This window comes from Kumtagia ephedrae, assembly GCF_003012745.1.
In the GTDB taxonomy this organism is placed as follows: Bacteria; Pseudomonadota; Alphaproteobacteria; order Rhizobiales; family Rhizobiaceae; genus Kumtagia; species Kumtagia ephedrae.
In genome coordinates this window covers 19,819-33,970 of sequence record NZ_PXYK01000005.1, presented here as the reverse complement: position 1 = coordinate 33,970, position 14,152 = coordinate 19,819, and the positions used below count along the sequence as shown (strand labels likewise).

Below are 14,152 nucleotides of genomic sequence, written 5' to 3'. Positions count from 1 at the left end.
ACGGAGGCGCACCCATGACCGAGAAACTCGTCATCATCGGCAACGGCATGGCGCCGGGCAGGATGCTTGAGCACCTGCTCGAAGCCGCGCCCGGCCGCTACCAGGTCACCATCTTCAACGCCGAGCCGCGCGTGAACTACGACCGCATCATGCTGTCGCCGGTTCTCTCCGGCGAGAAGAGCTACGAAGAGATCGTCATCCACGGCGACGGCTGGTACATCGACAACGGCATCACCCTATACAAGGGCCACAGGATCGTCACCATCGACCGCGCGGCCAGGACCGTGACCTCCGACCACGGCGTGACCGAGCCCTACGACCGGCTGGTGATCGCCACCGGCTCGGTGCCGTTCATCATCCCCGTGCCGGGCCACGACCTGCCCGGCGTGCTCAGCTATCGCGACCTGGACGACGTGCAGGCGATGCTGCTCGCCGCGCAGTCGCGCGCCAAGGCGGTGGTGATCGGCGGCGGTCTCTTGGGACTAGAGGCGGCGGCGGGCCTGCAGTCGCGCGGCATGGACGTCACCGTGCTGCACATCATGCCTACCCTGATGGAACGGCAGCTCGACCCGGCAGCCGGCTACCTGCTGCAGCGCGCCGTCGAGGCACGCGGCATCAAGGTGATGTGCAAGGCCAACACCAAGCAGATCGTCGGCGAGGGCAAGGTCGAGGGCGTCGAGCTCGCCGACGGCACCGTCATCCCCGCCTCGCTGGTGGTCATGGCCGTCGGTATCCGCCCGAATGCCGGGCTGGCCAAGGAGGCCGGGCTGGAGGTCGGCCGCGGCATCGTCGTCGACCACGGCATGGCCACTTCCGATCCGGCGATCCTGTCGCTCGGCGAATGCGCCGAGGTGGGCGGCCAGGTCTATGGCCTGGTGGCGCCGCTCTACGAGATGGCCCGCGTCGCCGCGGCCCACCTTGCCGGCGACGGCACGGCGCGCTTCGTCCATGCCGACACGCCGACCAAGCTGAAGGTCACCGGCATCGAGCTCTATTCGCTCGGCGACTTCGCCGACGGCGACGACCGCGAGGAGATCGTGCTGCGCGACGCCGCGGCCGGCGTCTACAAGCGCCTGGTGCTCAAGGAGAACCGCATCATCGGCACGGTGCTCTACGGCGAGACCGGCGATGGCGCCTGGTTCAACGACCTGAAGAAGAAGCAGACCGACATCTCCGAGATGCGCGACACGCTGATCTTCGGCCAGGCCTACCAGGGAGGATCCCCGCTGGACCCTTTGGCGGCCGTTGCGGCACTTCCGGATGATGCGGAAATCTGCGGCTGCAACGGCGTCTGCAAGGGCAGGATCACCGGCGCGATCACGGGCAAGGGGCTGACCGGCCTCGACGACGTGCGTGCTCACACCAAGGCCTCGGCCTCCTGCGGTTCCTGCACCGGGCTGGTCGAGCAGCTGCTGAAGCTGACGCTGGGCGACGCCTATAATCCGGCCGCCGTCCAGCCGATGTGCGGCTGCACCGACCTTGGCCACGACGACGTCCGCCGGCTGATCAAGGCGAAGGGACTGAAGACGATCCCCGCGGTCATGCAGGAATTGCAGTGGAAGACCTCCTGCGGCTGCGCGAAGTGCCGGCCGGCGTTGAACTACTATCTCGTCGCCGACTGGCCGGACGAATATGCCGACGACTACCAGTCGCGCTTCATCAACGAGCGCGTCCACGCCAACATCCAGAAGGACGGTACCTATTCGGTCGTGCCGCGCATGTGGGGCGGGGTGACCTCGTCGAAGGAATTGCGCGCCATCGCCGACGTGGTCGACAAGTTCGCGATCCCGACAGTCAAGGTCACCGGCGGCCAGCGCATCGACATGCTGGGCATCCGGAAGGAGGATCTGCCGGCGGTGTGGTCCGACCTCGGCAAGGCGGGGTTCGTCTCCGGCCATGCCTATGCCAAGGGGCTCAGGACGGTGAAGACCTGCGTCGGCTCCGACTGGTGCCGGTTCGGCACGCAGGATTCGACGGGGCTCGGCATCCGCATCGAAAAGTTCATGTGGGGCTCGTGGACGCCGGCCAAGCTCAAGATGGCGGTGTCCGGCTGCCCGCGCAACTGCGCCGAGGCAACCTGCAAGGATATCGGCGTGGTCTGCGTGGATTCCGGCTACGAGATCCATTTCGCCGGGGCCGCCGGCCTCGACATCAAGGGCACCGAGGTGCTCGGCCAGGTGAAGACCGAGGACGAGGCGCTGGAGGTCATCGTCGCGCTCACGCAGATGTACCGCGAGCAGGCACGCTATATCGAGCGCATCTACAAATGGGTGAAGCGCGTCGGCGTGCCCGAGATCAAGCGCCAGATCATGGACGATCCCGACAAGCGCAAGGCCTATTACGAGCGCTTCGTCTTCTCCCAGAAATTTGCGCAGGTCGATCCGTGGTCGGAGCGTGTCTCCGGCAAGGACAAGCACGAGTTCCGGCCGATGGCCGCGGTCGGTTTCGCGGAGGCTGCTGAATGATGAACAAGATGGATTGGATCGCGATCGGCTCGATCGCCGACATCCCGCAGCGCGGCGCCCGCTGCGTGAACACACCGCAAGGCAGGATCGGCGTGTTCCGCACCGCCGACGACCGCGTCTTCGCCATCGAGGACCATTGTCCGCACAAGGGCGGGCCGCTCAGCCAGGGCATCGTGCATGGCGCCTCGGTGACCTGTCCCCTGCACAACTGGGTGTTCTCGCTGGAGACCGGCGCTGCGCTCGGCGCCGACGAGGGTTTTGTGAAGACAATCCCGGTGAAGGTCGAAGATGGATGCGTTTCGATCGCGCCCGGCAAAATGCTGCTGGCGGCGGAATAGTAAGGATGCTCGTAACCCTAGCCCGCAGCCTCGATCTCCTTGCGAGCGCAACTCGCCAGGAAGGCCGAGCGCGTCAGCCCGCGCCGCTGCGCGGTCTCGTCGATGGCCCGCAGCATTCCCGCCTCGAAGGTGACGTTCGCACGAACGACCCGAGTATCCCGTTCGACGAAGGGCACCCGCACCAGAAAGGCGCCGGACGCGAGTTCGTCGTGAACGTCGGGGTGGGACACGATGGTCTCCACGGGCGAGGGCTCCGGCATCTCCCCATCCTCCGCGAAAAGCTCCAACGCCTCCATCGCGTTGGCGACAATGTCGCCCTCCTCGTCGGAGGCGGAAAAAACGCCGGGAATATCCGGGAAGGACACGCCGTAAGCGCTGTCCGGGTCCTTGTGAACGAGTGCGAAGTAAGCGCGCATCGGAACTCCTATCTCAGCCAGCCGGCCGCACGGGCGATGTTGCGGGCCGTTCCCTCCGGCAAGTCCTTTTTGGGGTGCGGCACGATCACCGTTCTGTCACCCTTGCGGAACTTGTGGTGCGATCCGGAGACCGACACCTCCTCGAAACCCTCCGCCTTCAGTCTTTGGATGATTCGCCGGCTATTGCGTTCCATCCTGCGCCCCTTTGATGCGCATATAAATACGCATCGGCTGTATCCGTTTCAAGTAGGTTCGCCATGGCAGCCGAGGTGAGGACCACCTGCCCCTATTGCGGGGTGGGTTGCGGCGTGCTGGCCAAAGTCGCCGCGGACGGCAGCGTGTCCGTCCGCGGCGATCCCGATCATCCCGCCAATGCCGGAAAGCTCTGCTCCAAGGGCTCGGCGCTCGGCGAGACCCTCGGCCTGGACGGCCGCCTGCTCTCCCCCGAGATCGGCGGCCGCGCCGCCGGCTGGGACGAGGCGCTCGACCTCGTTGCCAAGAAATTCTCCGACACCATTGCCGCGCACGGACCGGATTCGGTCGGTTTCTACGTGTCCGGCCAGCTTCTCACCGAGGATTATTACGTCGCCAACAAGCTGATGAAAGGCTTCATCGGCTGCGGCAACATCGACACCAATTCGCGGCTCTGCATGGCCTCCTCGGTCGCCGGCCACCGGCGCGCCTTCGGCGAGGACATCGTGCCCGGCACCTACGAAGACTTCGAGGAGGCCGACCTGGTCGTGCTGGTCGGCTCCAACACCGCCTGGTGCCATCCGGTCCTCTACCAGCGGCTGCTTGCCGCAAGGACGAAGCGCGGCACCCGCATCGCCGTGGTCGATCCGCGCCGCACGGCGACGGGCGAGGACTGCGACCTCTTCCTGCCGATCAGGCCCGGCACCGACGTGCTGCTGTTCAACGGCCTTCTGGCGCATCTGGTGCGCCGCGGCGCGCTCGACGCCGACTACATCGCGGCCCACACCAACGGCTTCGACGCCGCGACCACGCTGGCCGCCGCCGACGCGCCGACGGTGGCGCGAGTGGCCGAAGGCTGCGGCCTGGACCCCGCGGATGTGCGGCGCCTCTACGACTGGTTCGCCGCGACGCCGCGCACCGTCACCGTCTACAGCCAGGGCGTCAACCAGTCGGCGCACGGCACCGACAAGGTCAATGCCATCATCAACTGCCATCTCGCCACCGGCCGCATCGGCAAGCCGGGCATGGGACCGTTCTCGGTCACCGGGCAACCCAACGCGATGGGCGGGCGCGAGGTCGGCGGCCTCGCCAACCAGCTCGCTGCCCATATGGGCTTCGAGGATTCGGCGGCTATCGACCGCGTCGGCCGTTTCTGGAACGCGCCCGCCGTTGCACGCAAGCCGGGGCTGAAGGCCGTCGACCTGTTCGAAGCGGCCGCCGACGGCCGCGTCAGGGCGCTGTGGATCATGGGCACCAATCCGGCCGTCAGCATGCCGGACGCCGCCAGGGTGCGGGCGGCGCTGAAGGCGTGCGATTTTGTTGTCGTGTCGGACGTCGTCCGCACCGACACGACCCGCTTCGCCGACGTGCTGCTGCCGGCCGCCGGCTGGGGCGAGAAGGACGGCACGGTCACCAATTCCGAGCGGCGAATCTCCCGCCAGCGGCCGTTCGCTCCACTGCCCGGCGATGTCCGTCCCGATTGGTGGATCATCACCGAGGTCGCGCGGCGCATGGGTTTTGCCGAGGCGTTCGACTATGCAACGCCGGCCGCGATCTTCCGCGAGCATGCGGCGCTTTCGGCCTTCGAGAACGACGGCGCCCGCCTGTTCGACATCGGCGGACTGGCTGATATCGACGACGACGACTACGCCGGCTTCCAGCCCATGCACTGGCCGCTGCGGGCAGGGCGGGGCGCCCGCGCCGACCGTCTTGCCGGCGACGGAAAATTCCCGACGCCGGACGGCCGCGCCCGCTTCGTCGCCGTGCGCCAGGAAGGACCGGCCCTGCCGGTCGACGGCGCCTTCCCGATCGCGCTCACCACCGGCCGCATCCGCGACCAGTGGCACACCATGACCCGCACCGGGCTGGTGCCGCGGCTGATGGCGCATGCGCCGGAACCGGCGATCGAGATCAATCCCGCCGACGCCGCGGCGATCGGCCTGCGGGAGGGCGACCTGGCGCGGGTCGAGAGCCGCTACGGCAGCGGCCGCGCCAAGGTGCGCCTCACCGACGCCCAACGCATTGGCCAGGCCTTTCTGCCCATGCACTGGAGCGGCCGTTTCGCGGCCAATGCGGCGGCGGGGCCGCTGTCGACGCCGGTCACCGATCCCTTCTCCGGACAGCCCGAGCTGAAGCACGTGCCGGTACGGATCGCCCGCGAGCCGGTCCATTGGGAAGGCGTGCTGATCACGCGCCGCGACATCCGTCCGACCGGCTTCGTCCACTGGAGCCGGGCGGCGGTCGCCGGCGGCTGGGCCTACGAGCTTGCCGGCACCGAGCCGGCGGAGCAGGGCATTTTGCTTGCCCGCCGGCTGGTAGACGTGGTCCCGCGCGACCGGCTGCTGGAATATACGGACCGTCGCCATTCGATCTTCCGCGCGGCCGCCACCGACGACGACGGCCGCCTCGCGGAAGCGCTGCTCGTCGCGCCGCGCGGCGCGCTGCCGGAGCGCGAGTGGCTGCTGTCGCTGCTCGCCTCCGGCGCGCCGCTGTCGTCGCTGGAGCGCCGAGCGCTGCTGTCCGGGCGGGCGCCGGTGGCAATGCCTTCGATCGGCCGTGTCGTCTGCGCCTGCTTCAATGTCGGCGTCAACCAGATCGACCGCGCCATCGCCGGCGGCTGCGCCAGCGTCGAGGAGGTCGGCAGGACGCTGTCGGCGGGCACCAATTGCGGCTCCTGCCGGGTCGAGATCCGCGGGATGATCGAGGCCCGCCGGCTGCAGGCGGCGGAATAGGTTTCGGCGCCGCTCAGCGCCGGCCGATCCTGGTGCCGGCGACCGACAGCACCGCGATGATGACGACGCCTTGCAAAATGTCCTGGGCGCCGGGCGGCAGACCGGCGATCTGCATGGTGGTGACGATCATGACCAGAAGCATGCCCCCGAGCAGCGTGCCCAGCGCGGTGGCGTTGCCGCCGGCGATCAGCGTGCCGCCGAGCACGACGGCGCCGACCGACTGGAGCAGGTAAGGGGTGCCCATCTCCAGGAAGGCGCCGCCTGCATAGCCGGCGAGCAGCAGGCCGCTGAGCCCGGAGAGCATCGCGCTCGCAACAAAGGTCGAGGCGATCACCCGGGCGACGGGAATGCCGGCCAGCCGCGCCGCCTCGGCGCTCTGGCCGACGGCGAACAGCTTTCGGCCATAGGCGGTGCGCGCCAGCAGCAATCCGGCCGCGCCGGTCGCGATGACGGCGATGACGCACATCATCGGCAGGCCGGCAATACGGCCCGTGGACAGAAAGCCGAGTAGCGCCGGCTTGGCGAACATGCCGATCTGCGCGTTCACGATCAGCGTCGCGGTGGCGAGGATGTAGCCCATGGCCAGCGTCGCGATCATGGCGGGGATGCGCAGCACCAGCACGAGCAGAGCATTGAGCATGCCGACCAGCGCTGTCGCCGCCAGCACGATGGCCAGCGTCAGCAGAAAACCCGCCGTCGAACCGGTGGAGGTCATCACGGTGAGATAGGCGCTCAGCGTCACCATGCTCGGGATGGACAGGTCGATATTGCCCTTGCCGGTGGTGACGACCAGCATCTGGCCGAGCGCCGGCAGGAGCAGGAACGAGGCCGAGATGGCGACGCCGCTCAGGCTGTGCAGGCTGAAACGCGCGGTGATGGCGGTCAGGATCGCCCACAAGAGCAATATGCCGAGCGCCGGCCAGATCCAGCGGTTGGTGCGGGCGAAGGCGAGGGCGCGGTCAGCCATGACGCCTGCCCCTGGCGACGAGCGCCGCCTGCAATCCCAAAATGACGATGAGCAGGGCTCCCTGCACCGCCGCGTTGTAGTTGGTGCTGACCCCCAGCGAGGCGAGCAGCGCGCCGATCAGCGACAGCGTCACCGCGCCGGCCACGACGCCGAGCGGCGCGATGAAGCCGCCGAGCAGCTGGCAGCCGCCGATGACGACGGCGGCGATGCCGAGCAGCGTGAAGGAGCCGCCGGCATTGATGTCGCTGGCATTGTTGGCGGCCGTCACATAGAGGCCGGCAGCCATGGCGAACAGGCAGGCGATGGCATAGCGCATGACGCCGTATCTGAGCGGCGACCAGCCGCCCCGCTTGAGCGCCAGCGGGCTCGAGCCGAAGGCGCGCAGCACCGTGCCGGCCGGCGAGCGGTCGATCAGGAAGGCCGCGGCCGCCGCGATCAGGATCAGCGCCAGCGGCGTCGGGATGCCGGGGATGCTCCAGGTGAACAGCGCCGTCAGCCATTGCGGGCTGGAGCCGCCGGGGGAGGGTTGCAGCGTCTGGCCGAAGCCGGCCCAGATGAAGGAGGCGCCGAGCGTCACCACGATCGCCGGGATGGCGCGCGCATGGATCAGCACGGCGATCAGGCAGTAGCCGGCGAGTCCGGCCAGCAGCGCGGCGAAGCCAAGCAGCGGCGAGGTGACCAGCAGCGTGGCGCTGATGACGTTGACCAGGCCGGTGAAGGAGCCGATGCCGAGGTCGATCTCGCTGCCGCCGACCACGAACATCTGGGCGAGTGCGATCAGAACCAGCGTGACCGCCGGCGCCAGCAGCAGCTCGATGCCGAAGCTGGACGCCACCAGCGGGTTCATCCAGCTCATGGCGGCGAACACCAGGATGAGGCTGAGGAAGGGGATGGCGCGCAGCAGAAATGGGCCGATCGCGCCCGCCCGCTTCGCCGCCTGCGCCGTGCGACCGGCGGCGGGCTGCTGGAAGGACGCAGCGACGATGCGGTCCTCGCTGATGGCGTCGCCCCCGAGTTCGGCGACGATCTCGCCCCTGGCGAACACCAGCACGCGGTCGCATTCGAGGAATTCGAGATCCTCGGTGGAATGCCAGATCACCAGCCGCCCGGCGGCGGCGGTCTCGCGCACCAGCCGGTAGAAATCGCGCTTGGCGGCGATGTCGACGCCGCGCGTCGGATCGTCGAGCAGGATGATCTCGGCCTCGTCCGTCAGGGCGCGGGCGACCAGCACCTTCTGCTGATTGCCGCCCGACAGGTCGAGGATGCCGGCGTCGAACCGGCTTTCGTCCAGCGCCAGCCGCTTGGCCAGCGACGCGGCAAGCGGGCGCTGGTCGGCAGCCTTCACCGGCGTCAGCGCCGCAAGCCGGGCGACGCGGCCGATGCCGATGTTCTCCAGCACGCTCCACAGCGGGAACACGCCTTCGCCCTGGCGGTCGCCGGAAACGTAGCGGACCTCGCCGTCGCGCTCGACCTCGCCCGGCCGCGGCTTGGCGAACAGGCGCTGCAGCAGGTTGCGCTGGCCGCTGCCCTCGAGCCCGGCAAGGCCGACGATCTCGCCGGCGCGCAGTTCGATCGGGCCGCCCGTCGAAACGAGGTCGCCGGAGAGCCGCACCCTTACCGGCCGTCCGGCCTTGGCTGCATCGAGGGCCGGGCGGGTCGAGCGGTCGCCGGCTTCGGCGCCGCCCATCGCCTCGACGAGATCGCCGATCGAGGTCTCGCCGGCCGGCTTCTGCCAGACCAGCCGGCCGTTGCGCATGGCGACCACCCGGTCGGAGATGTCGAGCACCTCCGCCAGCTTGTGGCTGATGAAGACGACGGCGACGCCCTTGCCCGCCTGTTCGCGCACGAACTGCCGCAACTGGGCGCTGCGCTCGGCGCCAAGCGAGGAGGTCGGCTCGTCGAGGATGAGCAGTTTTAGCCGCGGATCGCTCGCTGCGCGGGCGATCTCCACCATCTGCCGTTCGGCGAGCGTCAGATCGGCGACGAGGCGGGAGGTCGGGATGCGCGCGCCCGGAAAGATGCGCTCGATGCTGTCGCGGGCCAGCCTGTGATAGTCCGCCAGCCACAGCGGCGACAGCCGCGCGAATTGCGGCTGCTCGACGTAAAAATTCTCGGCGACGCTGAGGTTGGGCGACAGCGACAGCTCCTGCCAGACGATGCGGATGCCGGCGTCGCGCGCCGCCCGCGGCGAGAAGGCGACAAGGTCGACCGGCCGCCCGCCGAACGCCATCGTGCCCGTGTCCGGCTCGGTCACGCCGCAGACGATGCGCATCAGCGTGCTCTTGCCGGCACCGTTGGCACCGACCAGCCCGACCACCTCGCCGGTGGCGACGTCGAGGTCGATCGCCTGCGCGGCGCGGGTGCTGCCATAGGTCTTGGCAACACCCGCCAGCGAAAGCAGGGCATCCGGCGCCGGTCGAGCGGCCGGCGGACGGATGGTGTCGATCTCCATCGAAGCGTTCATCGCACTGTTCTCGATGAAAACGGCCGCTGTCGCCAGCGGCCGTTAGCATTCCGTAGGTGAAGGATCACTGCGTCTTGTCGACCAGGTTCTGCTTGACCCATTCCTGGCTGTAGCTCGGGCTGATGATGAAGCCGGGCTTCAGGTCCTTCGCCATCTCCGTGAGATTGGCGGGCTCGACCACGGCGACCGGCATGTTCATCTCCTTTGCCGGCTTGGCGCCCTTGACGATCTCGTAGGCGAGCCAGAAGGCGGCGCCGCCGATGCCGGGCGTCGTGTTCATCGAGGTGGTCTTGTAGCCCTTGGCCGCCTGGTCGTTCCACCAGATGACGAAGTCGCTGGAGCCGCCGCCCTCGATCACCGGCAGTTTTTCGGCATAGGGGCCGCCGGCCTGCACGAAGGCCTGGGCGATGCCGAAGTCGTCGCTGCCGCCCTGGCCGAGCACGGCGTCGACCTGCGGCAGGCTGGGCAGCACGTTGGCGATGGCCGACTGCGCCACCGATGCCGTCGCCTGGCCGAAGACCTCGGCGACCACCTTGACGTCCGGATTGGCGTCCAGCACCGCCTTCTGGGCGGCATACATCAGATTGTCCGGGCCGGAGCCCTTGACGCCGCGCACGACGATGACGTTGCCCTTGTTGCCGATGAGGTCGAGCGTCGCCTTCGCCTGCTCGGTCTTGTAGCTGGTGAAATCGAAGGACAGCTTGTAGGCGCAGTCGGCGGTCAGCAGCGAGTCGAAGGCGACCACCGTGATCCCGGCCGCGCAGGCTTTTTCCGCCAGCCCGTTGAGGGCCGTTTCGGACGCCGCGTTGATGGCGATGGCGTCGACGCCGCGCAGGATCAGCTCGGCCATCTGGCTGTTCTGCTGGTTGACGCTGCCGTCGCCGTTCAGCACGACGAAGTCGGCGATCTTGCCCTCCGCCTTGGCCTTCTCGGCCTCCGCCGTGAAGGCGTCGACCATTTGGCGGCGCCAGGTGTTGCCGTAGAAGGAATTCGACAGCGCGATCACCGGCTTGTCGGACGAAGCTTCTGCCGTGCCCGCCATGCCCAAACCCGCAAGCGCGGTGAAGACCGCGCAGGAAAATGCCGTGAGTCTGCTCAACATATATGACCTCCCATCAAAACATCAGCCGATTTTCGGCTGAAATCCAAGCTTCTCCCCAAGCTTCTGGCATACTCATTATACCATCGCTTCAGACGCCTCAACGTCAGATGTCGCGGGCCACCACAAAATAATCGTCGTCGCCGACCTGTCCGCCCTTGAAGGCGATCTCGATCGCGCCGCCGTCGCGCCTGTGCGCGGTGCAGAGCGGCGAGCCGGGCGCCAGCGGGATGCGGCATTCCAGCGCCTCGATGCCGAGCTCTGCGATGGCGTGGCTGGATGTGTCGCCGCCGGCGACCACGGCCCGCCCGAGAGCAAAGCGGCGCACCAGCGTGTCGAGGATGCGGCCGAGGCCGATGCCGATCAGGTGATCACGGCCCTTGAGATCGGTGCCGGGCGTCTGGCCGCCGAGCGCGGTGTAGAGGAGGGGGCTTTTGCCGGATTGCAGCACCTGAGTGCCGGCGGTGACGCCGCGGTCGATCTCGCCGGCCGCATTCTCGGCCGCGAGCGCGGTCGCATTCAGCGCGATGCCGACGAAGCCGTGGACCTCGGCGTGGCGTATCTGGCGTTCTGTGGTGGGCGAGCAACTGCCGGAAACGACGGCGATCGGACCGCGGGCGCCCGGCCGCTCGAATATTCGCTGGCGGCCGGCGAGCGGCGTGTCTGCGCCTTCGGCAGTCAACGCATATTCCACGCCCGACGAGCCGACGACGAAAGGCGACAGCTTGCGCCGGCGCCACAGATGGCTGCCGACGATCCGCTGGGTGTCCGTGTCCAGAACGTCGAGCAGGACGATCGGAAAGGCCGCGAAGACGGTGTCCAGCTCCTCGGCGGAAATGCCATGCTTGACGCGGACGAGGTCGACCAGGCCGACCGGCTTGTCCGTCTGCCGGGCCAGATGGAGGCGCAAATCCGCCTCGTGCATCGGCGTCACCGGATGGCGGCTCATCACCGGATGGCGGTCGATGCGGTGGTTGTCGCCGCGGAACGCCGCGAACAGATTGCCGAAGGCGGTGTAGCGCCTGAGCTCGGGCGCGCCGACCACCAGCGGCGTCGAGGCCTGCCCGAAGATGTTCGCCCCGATGTCCAGCGCCCGGCCGATGCTGCCGACCGTCGGGGTGGAATCGAAGGTCGAGCAGACCTTGTAGTGGCAGATCTCCGCGTCCCGCGCCTTGAGCCAGGCGAAGACCGGCGGCAGGTGCGCGTCCATCCATTCCGGCGTCTCGCTGCGGCTGGTGCCGGCGATGCCGACCGCCCTGTGCCCGGCGAAGCGGGCGGCGACCTTAGGCGCCGGAATGCCGGCGAACAGCACCGTCGGGATGCCGCGCAGTTCCAGCGCCTCCATCACGTCGGTGGAGCCGGTGAGATCGTCGCCGTAATAGCTGAGCAGCGGCTTCACGGGAGGGGGCTTTCCGTGGCGACTGCCGCGAAGCCGTAGGCGCCGAGCCGCAAGCGCGTTCCGTCGAGTGTCCGCTCGGGCAACGGCCTGCCGTCGGCCGCCGCGGCAAAGCTCTCCTCGTCCAGGACTTCCGCCCTCGCTGCTCCCGGCACGCCGATCGATATGGCATCGGCAGTCAGGTTGGCGACCAGCACGGTCCGGCCGGCAGCGAGCGCCAGCACTTTTGCCGGGTCGCTGCTTTCCGCCACGCGCATCGTCAGCCCGGATAACCGAGCGAGAGCGCGCGCGGCATGGAAGGCTGGCCTGCGCCCGCCCGCGTCGACCACGCCGAACGGCCCCGTGAGCGCGCCCAGCGTCAGATGCGTCAGGCCGGCGGGGGCGGTCGACGCCGCATAGCCGATCATCCAAGAAGCAGCGAACAGGCCCTTCTGGCGCGGGTCGTCGTCGACCATGGTCATGCGCCTCGCCGCGCCGGGATTGTCGGCGAGCCGCGCGCCATAGGGGTTGTGGCGCATGCCGATGGCCGAAGGGCCGATGCGGTACGGCTTGTCGCCGAAGATGGCGCGCACCGAGCGGGTGACGAAAGGCAGCGCCTCCAGCGTCTCCATGACGCTGCGGTCGTCGGCGGCATGCACCAGCGGCGCCGTCGTGTGGGTGACGAAGTCGAGAAGTTCGGCCGGCGGGCGCTTGCGGTTGAGCTCGGTGAAATAGCTGAACATGCCGCCGCCGAGCGGCACGCCGGGAAAGATTTTACGCGCGGCGCGGTAGATCTCGTCGAGCGGCGGACAGTCAGGCCATGTGCTGCCGGGCGGCGTCGATTTCAGGTCGGGCGCCGGGCTGACCGCCAGTGCCGACAGCGACAGGTCCGCTTCGGCCACCAGCCGCGCGGTCTCGCGCAGCTCCGCCTCCGGCCGGTCGCGGCAGGGCAGCACGCATTCCAGCGTGGCCGGCAGCGGAAGTCGCCGCAGGAGCTTCGCGAAGCCGGCAAGTGCTGCCGCGCTGTGCCCCTCGGCGGGGTTGTAGTGCAGGATCAGATGGCGCGGTGCGATCTGCGCCAACCCCTCGATTGCCGCCAATGTCGCTGCGGTCTCCTCGGGCGTGACCACCAGCCCGAAATCGGGAGCCGCATCGGTCTCGTCGCCAATGGTGACGACTATCGGCCGATCTGCTGCCGAGCGCGGCGCCGCCGGCGTGCCTGAAAGTGTCAGCGTGATCGCCTGGCGTTGTGCCCCGCCGGCGCGCAGTTCGTAGGGCCAGGGCAGGGCAAGCGGCCGCACATAGGTCTTGTAGGAGGCGTCCGTCCAGTTGCGCTGGTCCTCCATTTCGAAGGCGTCGCCTTCCATGCGGCACGTCGCCGTGACGCCCGGCGTTACCGTATGCTTGATCGCGCGCATGTCGAAGAAAGGCTGCGCCGGGTCGACCGTCTCGGGAAAGTGCGCCTCTTCCACCGAGCCGTCGACATGCTCGACCTCGACCGGCTCGCCGGCGACGCCGACGATCGGGTGCAGGATGCAGAAGCCGCAGCGGTTGGTGAGAAAATCGCGGTCGGGCAGGGCGGCGACGTCGAAGACGAGACGCCCGCCGGCATCGCCTTCGATGCGCGCCTCGTAGGTCAGCGTCGCGCCGTCCGCCGCCTTGCACGACGCCCGGTAGCTCACGGCGAAGCGGTCCGGCTGCTCCTCGACTTTGATCTCCGAAAATTCCGGCGCATAGGTGCCCCAGTTCTCGTCGCGCACCAGATAGGAGACGGCGCGCAGCGCCTCATGGCCGTGCCAGGTGATCGCCCGCAGATTGCCGCCGCTGAACTCGGCGCCGAGCGGCCCGGCCGTCAGCCAGCGCGAGGCGGCCGGCGGCTCATTCGTGCCGCAGAGGATTTCGAGGCGTGTCGTGGCCATGCTCATACCGGTGGTCTCATGGCTGTTCGTCCCGTTGTCGAGGGTGAGGGGGGAGCAGCGGGGCGAGCGCTATCGTCTATGGAAGTTCTGGATGCATCGCCGCGCCCGATACCCCCACCCCTAACCCCTCCCCACAAGGGGGAGGGGGACTTTGCGGCCGCCATGCCAGCAGAAATCGCCGATGA

General features: G+C 68.6%; 10 protein-coding genes. 3 read left to right on the top strand and 7 right to left on the bottom strand.

What is annotated here, in order from left to right:
• Nucleotides 1-14 precede the first annotated feature (14 nt).
• On the top strand, nucleotides 15-2,465 hold the full coding sequence (gene nirB / locus C7I84_RS06305; RefSeq protein ID WP_106771311.1) for a nitrite reductase large subunit NirB: 2,451 nt from the start codon (nucleotides 15-17) through the stop codon (nucleotides 2,463-2,465).
• A gap of 8 nt (nucleotides 2,466-2,473) precedes the next feature.
• Nucleotides 2,474-2,803 (top strand): nitrite reductase small subunit NirD, encoded by a 330-nt coding sequence (nirD, locus tag C7I84_RS06300; RefSeq protein WP_106771525.1) that lies wholly within the window; start codon nucleotides 2,474-2,476, stop codon nucleotides 2,801-2,803.
• A gap of 17 nt (nucleotides 2,804-2,820) precedes the next feature.
• Here nirD and C7I84_RS06295 read toward each other — a convergent pair whose 3' ends face one another.
• Nucleotides 2,821-3,219, bottom strand: a complete 399-nt coding sequence (locus C7I84_RS06295) for a type II toxin-antitoxin system HicB family antitoxin (RefSeq protein ID WP_106771310.1) — start codon at nucleotides 3,217-3,219, stop codon at nucleotides 2,821-2,823.
• Nucleotides 3,220-3,227: 8 nt separating this feature from the next.
• Nucleotides 3,228-3,413, bottom strand: coding sequence for a type II toxin-antitoxin system HicA family toxin (locus C7I84_RS06290; protein WP_106771309.1), 186 nt, complete (start codon nucleotides 3,411-3,413; stop codon nucleotides 3,228-3,230).
• Between the two features lie 63 nt (nucleotides 3,414-3,476).
• Here C7I84_RS06290 and C7I84_RS06285 point away from each other — a divergent pair, with 63 nt between their 5' ends.
• Entirely contained in the window at nucleotides 3,477-6,143 is a 2,667-nt protein-coding gene (locus C7I84_RS06285; protein ID WP_106771308.1) for a nitrate reductase, read from the top strand.
• A gap of 13 nt (nucleotides 6,144-6,156) precedes the next feature.
• Here the strand turns inward: C7I84_RS06285 and C7I84_RS06280 are convergent, their stop codons facing one another.
• The 5 genes from C7I84_RS06280 to apnL form a co-directional block, all read right to left on the bottom strand.
• Nucleotides 6,157-7,110 (bottom strand): ABC transporter permease, encoded by a 954-nt coding sequence (locus C7I84_RS06280; RefSeq protein ID WP_106771307.1) that lies wholly within the window; start codon nucleotides 7,108-7,110, stop codon nucleotides 6,157-6,159.
• Nucleotides 7,103-9,574 carry an ATP-binding cassette domain-containing protein gene (locus tag C7I84_RS06275; protein WP_106771306.1) on the bottom strand — a complete coding sequence of 824 codons (2,472 nt, stop codon included), beginning with the start codon at nucleotides 9,572-9,574 and terminating at the stop codon, nucleotides 7,103-7,105. The genes C7I84_RS06280 and C7I84_RS06275 overlap by 8 nt, the downstream gene beginning before the upstream one ends.
• Before the next feature lie 64 nt (nucleotides 9,575-9,638).
• A complete protein-coding gene (locus C7I84_RS06270; RefSeq protein ID WP_106771305.1) occupies nucleotides 9,639-10,676 on the bottom strand; it encodes an ABC transporter substrate-binding protein in 1,038 nt (345 codons plus the stop codon).
• A 103-nt stretch (nucleotides 10,677-10,779) separates the two neighbouring features.
• Nucleotides 10,780-12,072, bottom strand: a complete 1,293-nt coding sequence (locus tag C7I84_RS06265) for a four-carbon acid sugar kinase family protein (RefSeq protein ID WP_280954214.1) — start codon at nucleotides 12,070-12,072, stop codon at nucleotides 10,780-10,782.
• Complete coding sequence (gene apnL / locus C7I84_RS06260; protein ID WP_106771523.1) at nucleotides 12,069-13,967, bottom strand: D-apionate lactonase; 1,899 nt, start codon at nucleotides 13,965-13,967, stop codon at nucleotides 12,069-12,071. Before apnL ends, C7I84_RS06265 begins: the two co-directional genes overlap by 4 nt.
• Nucleotides 13,968-14,152: the final 185 nt, after the last annotated feature.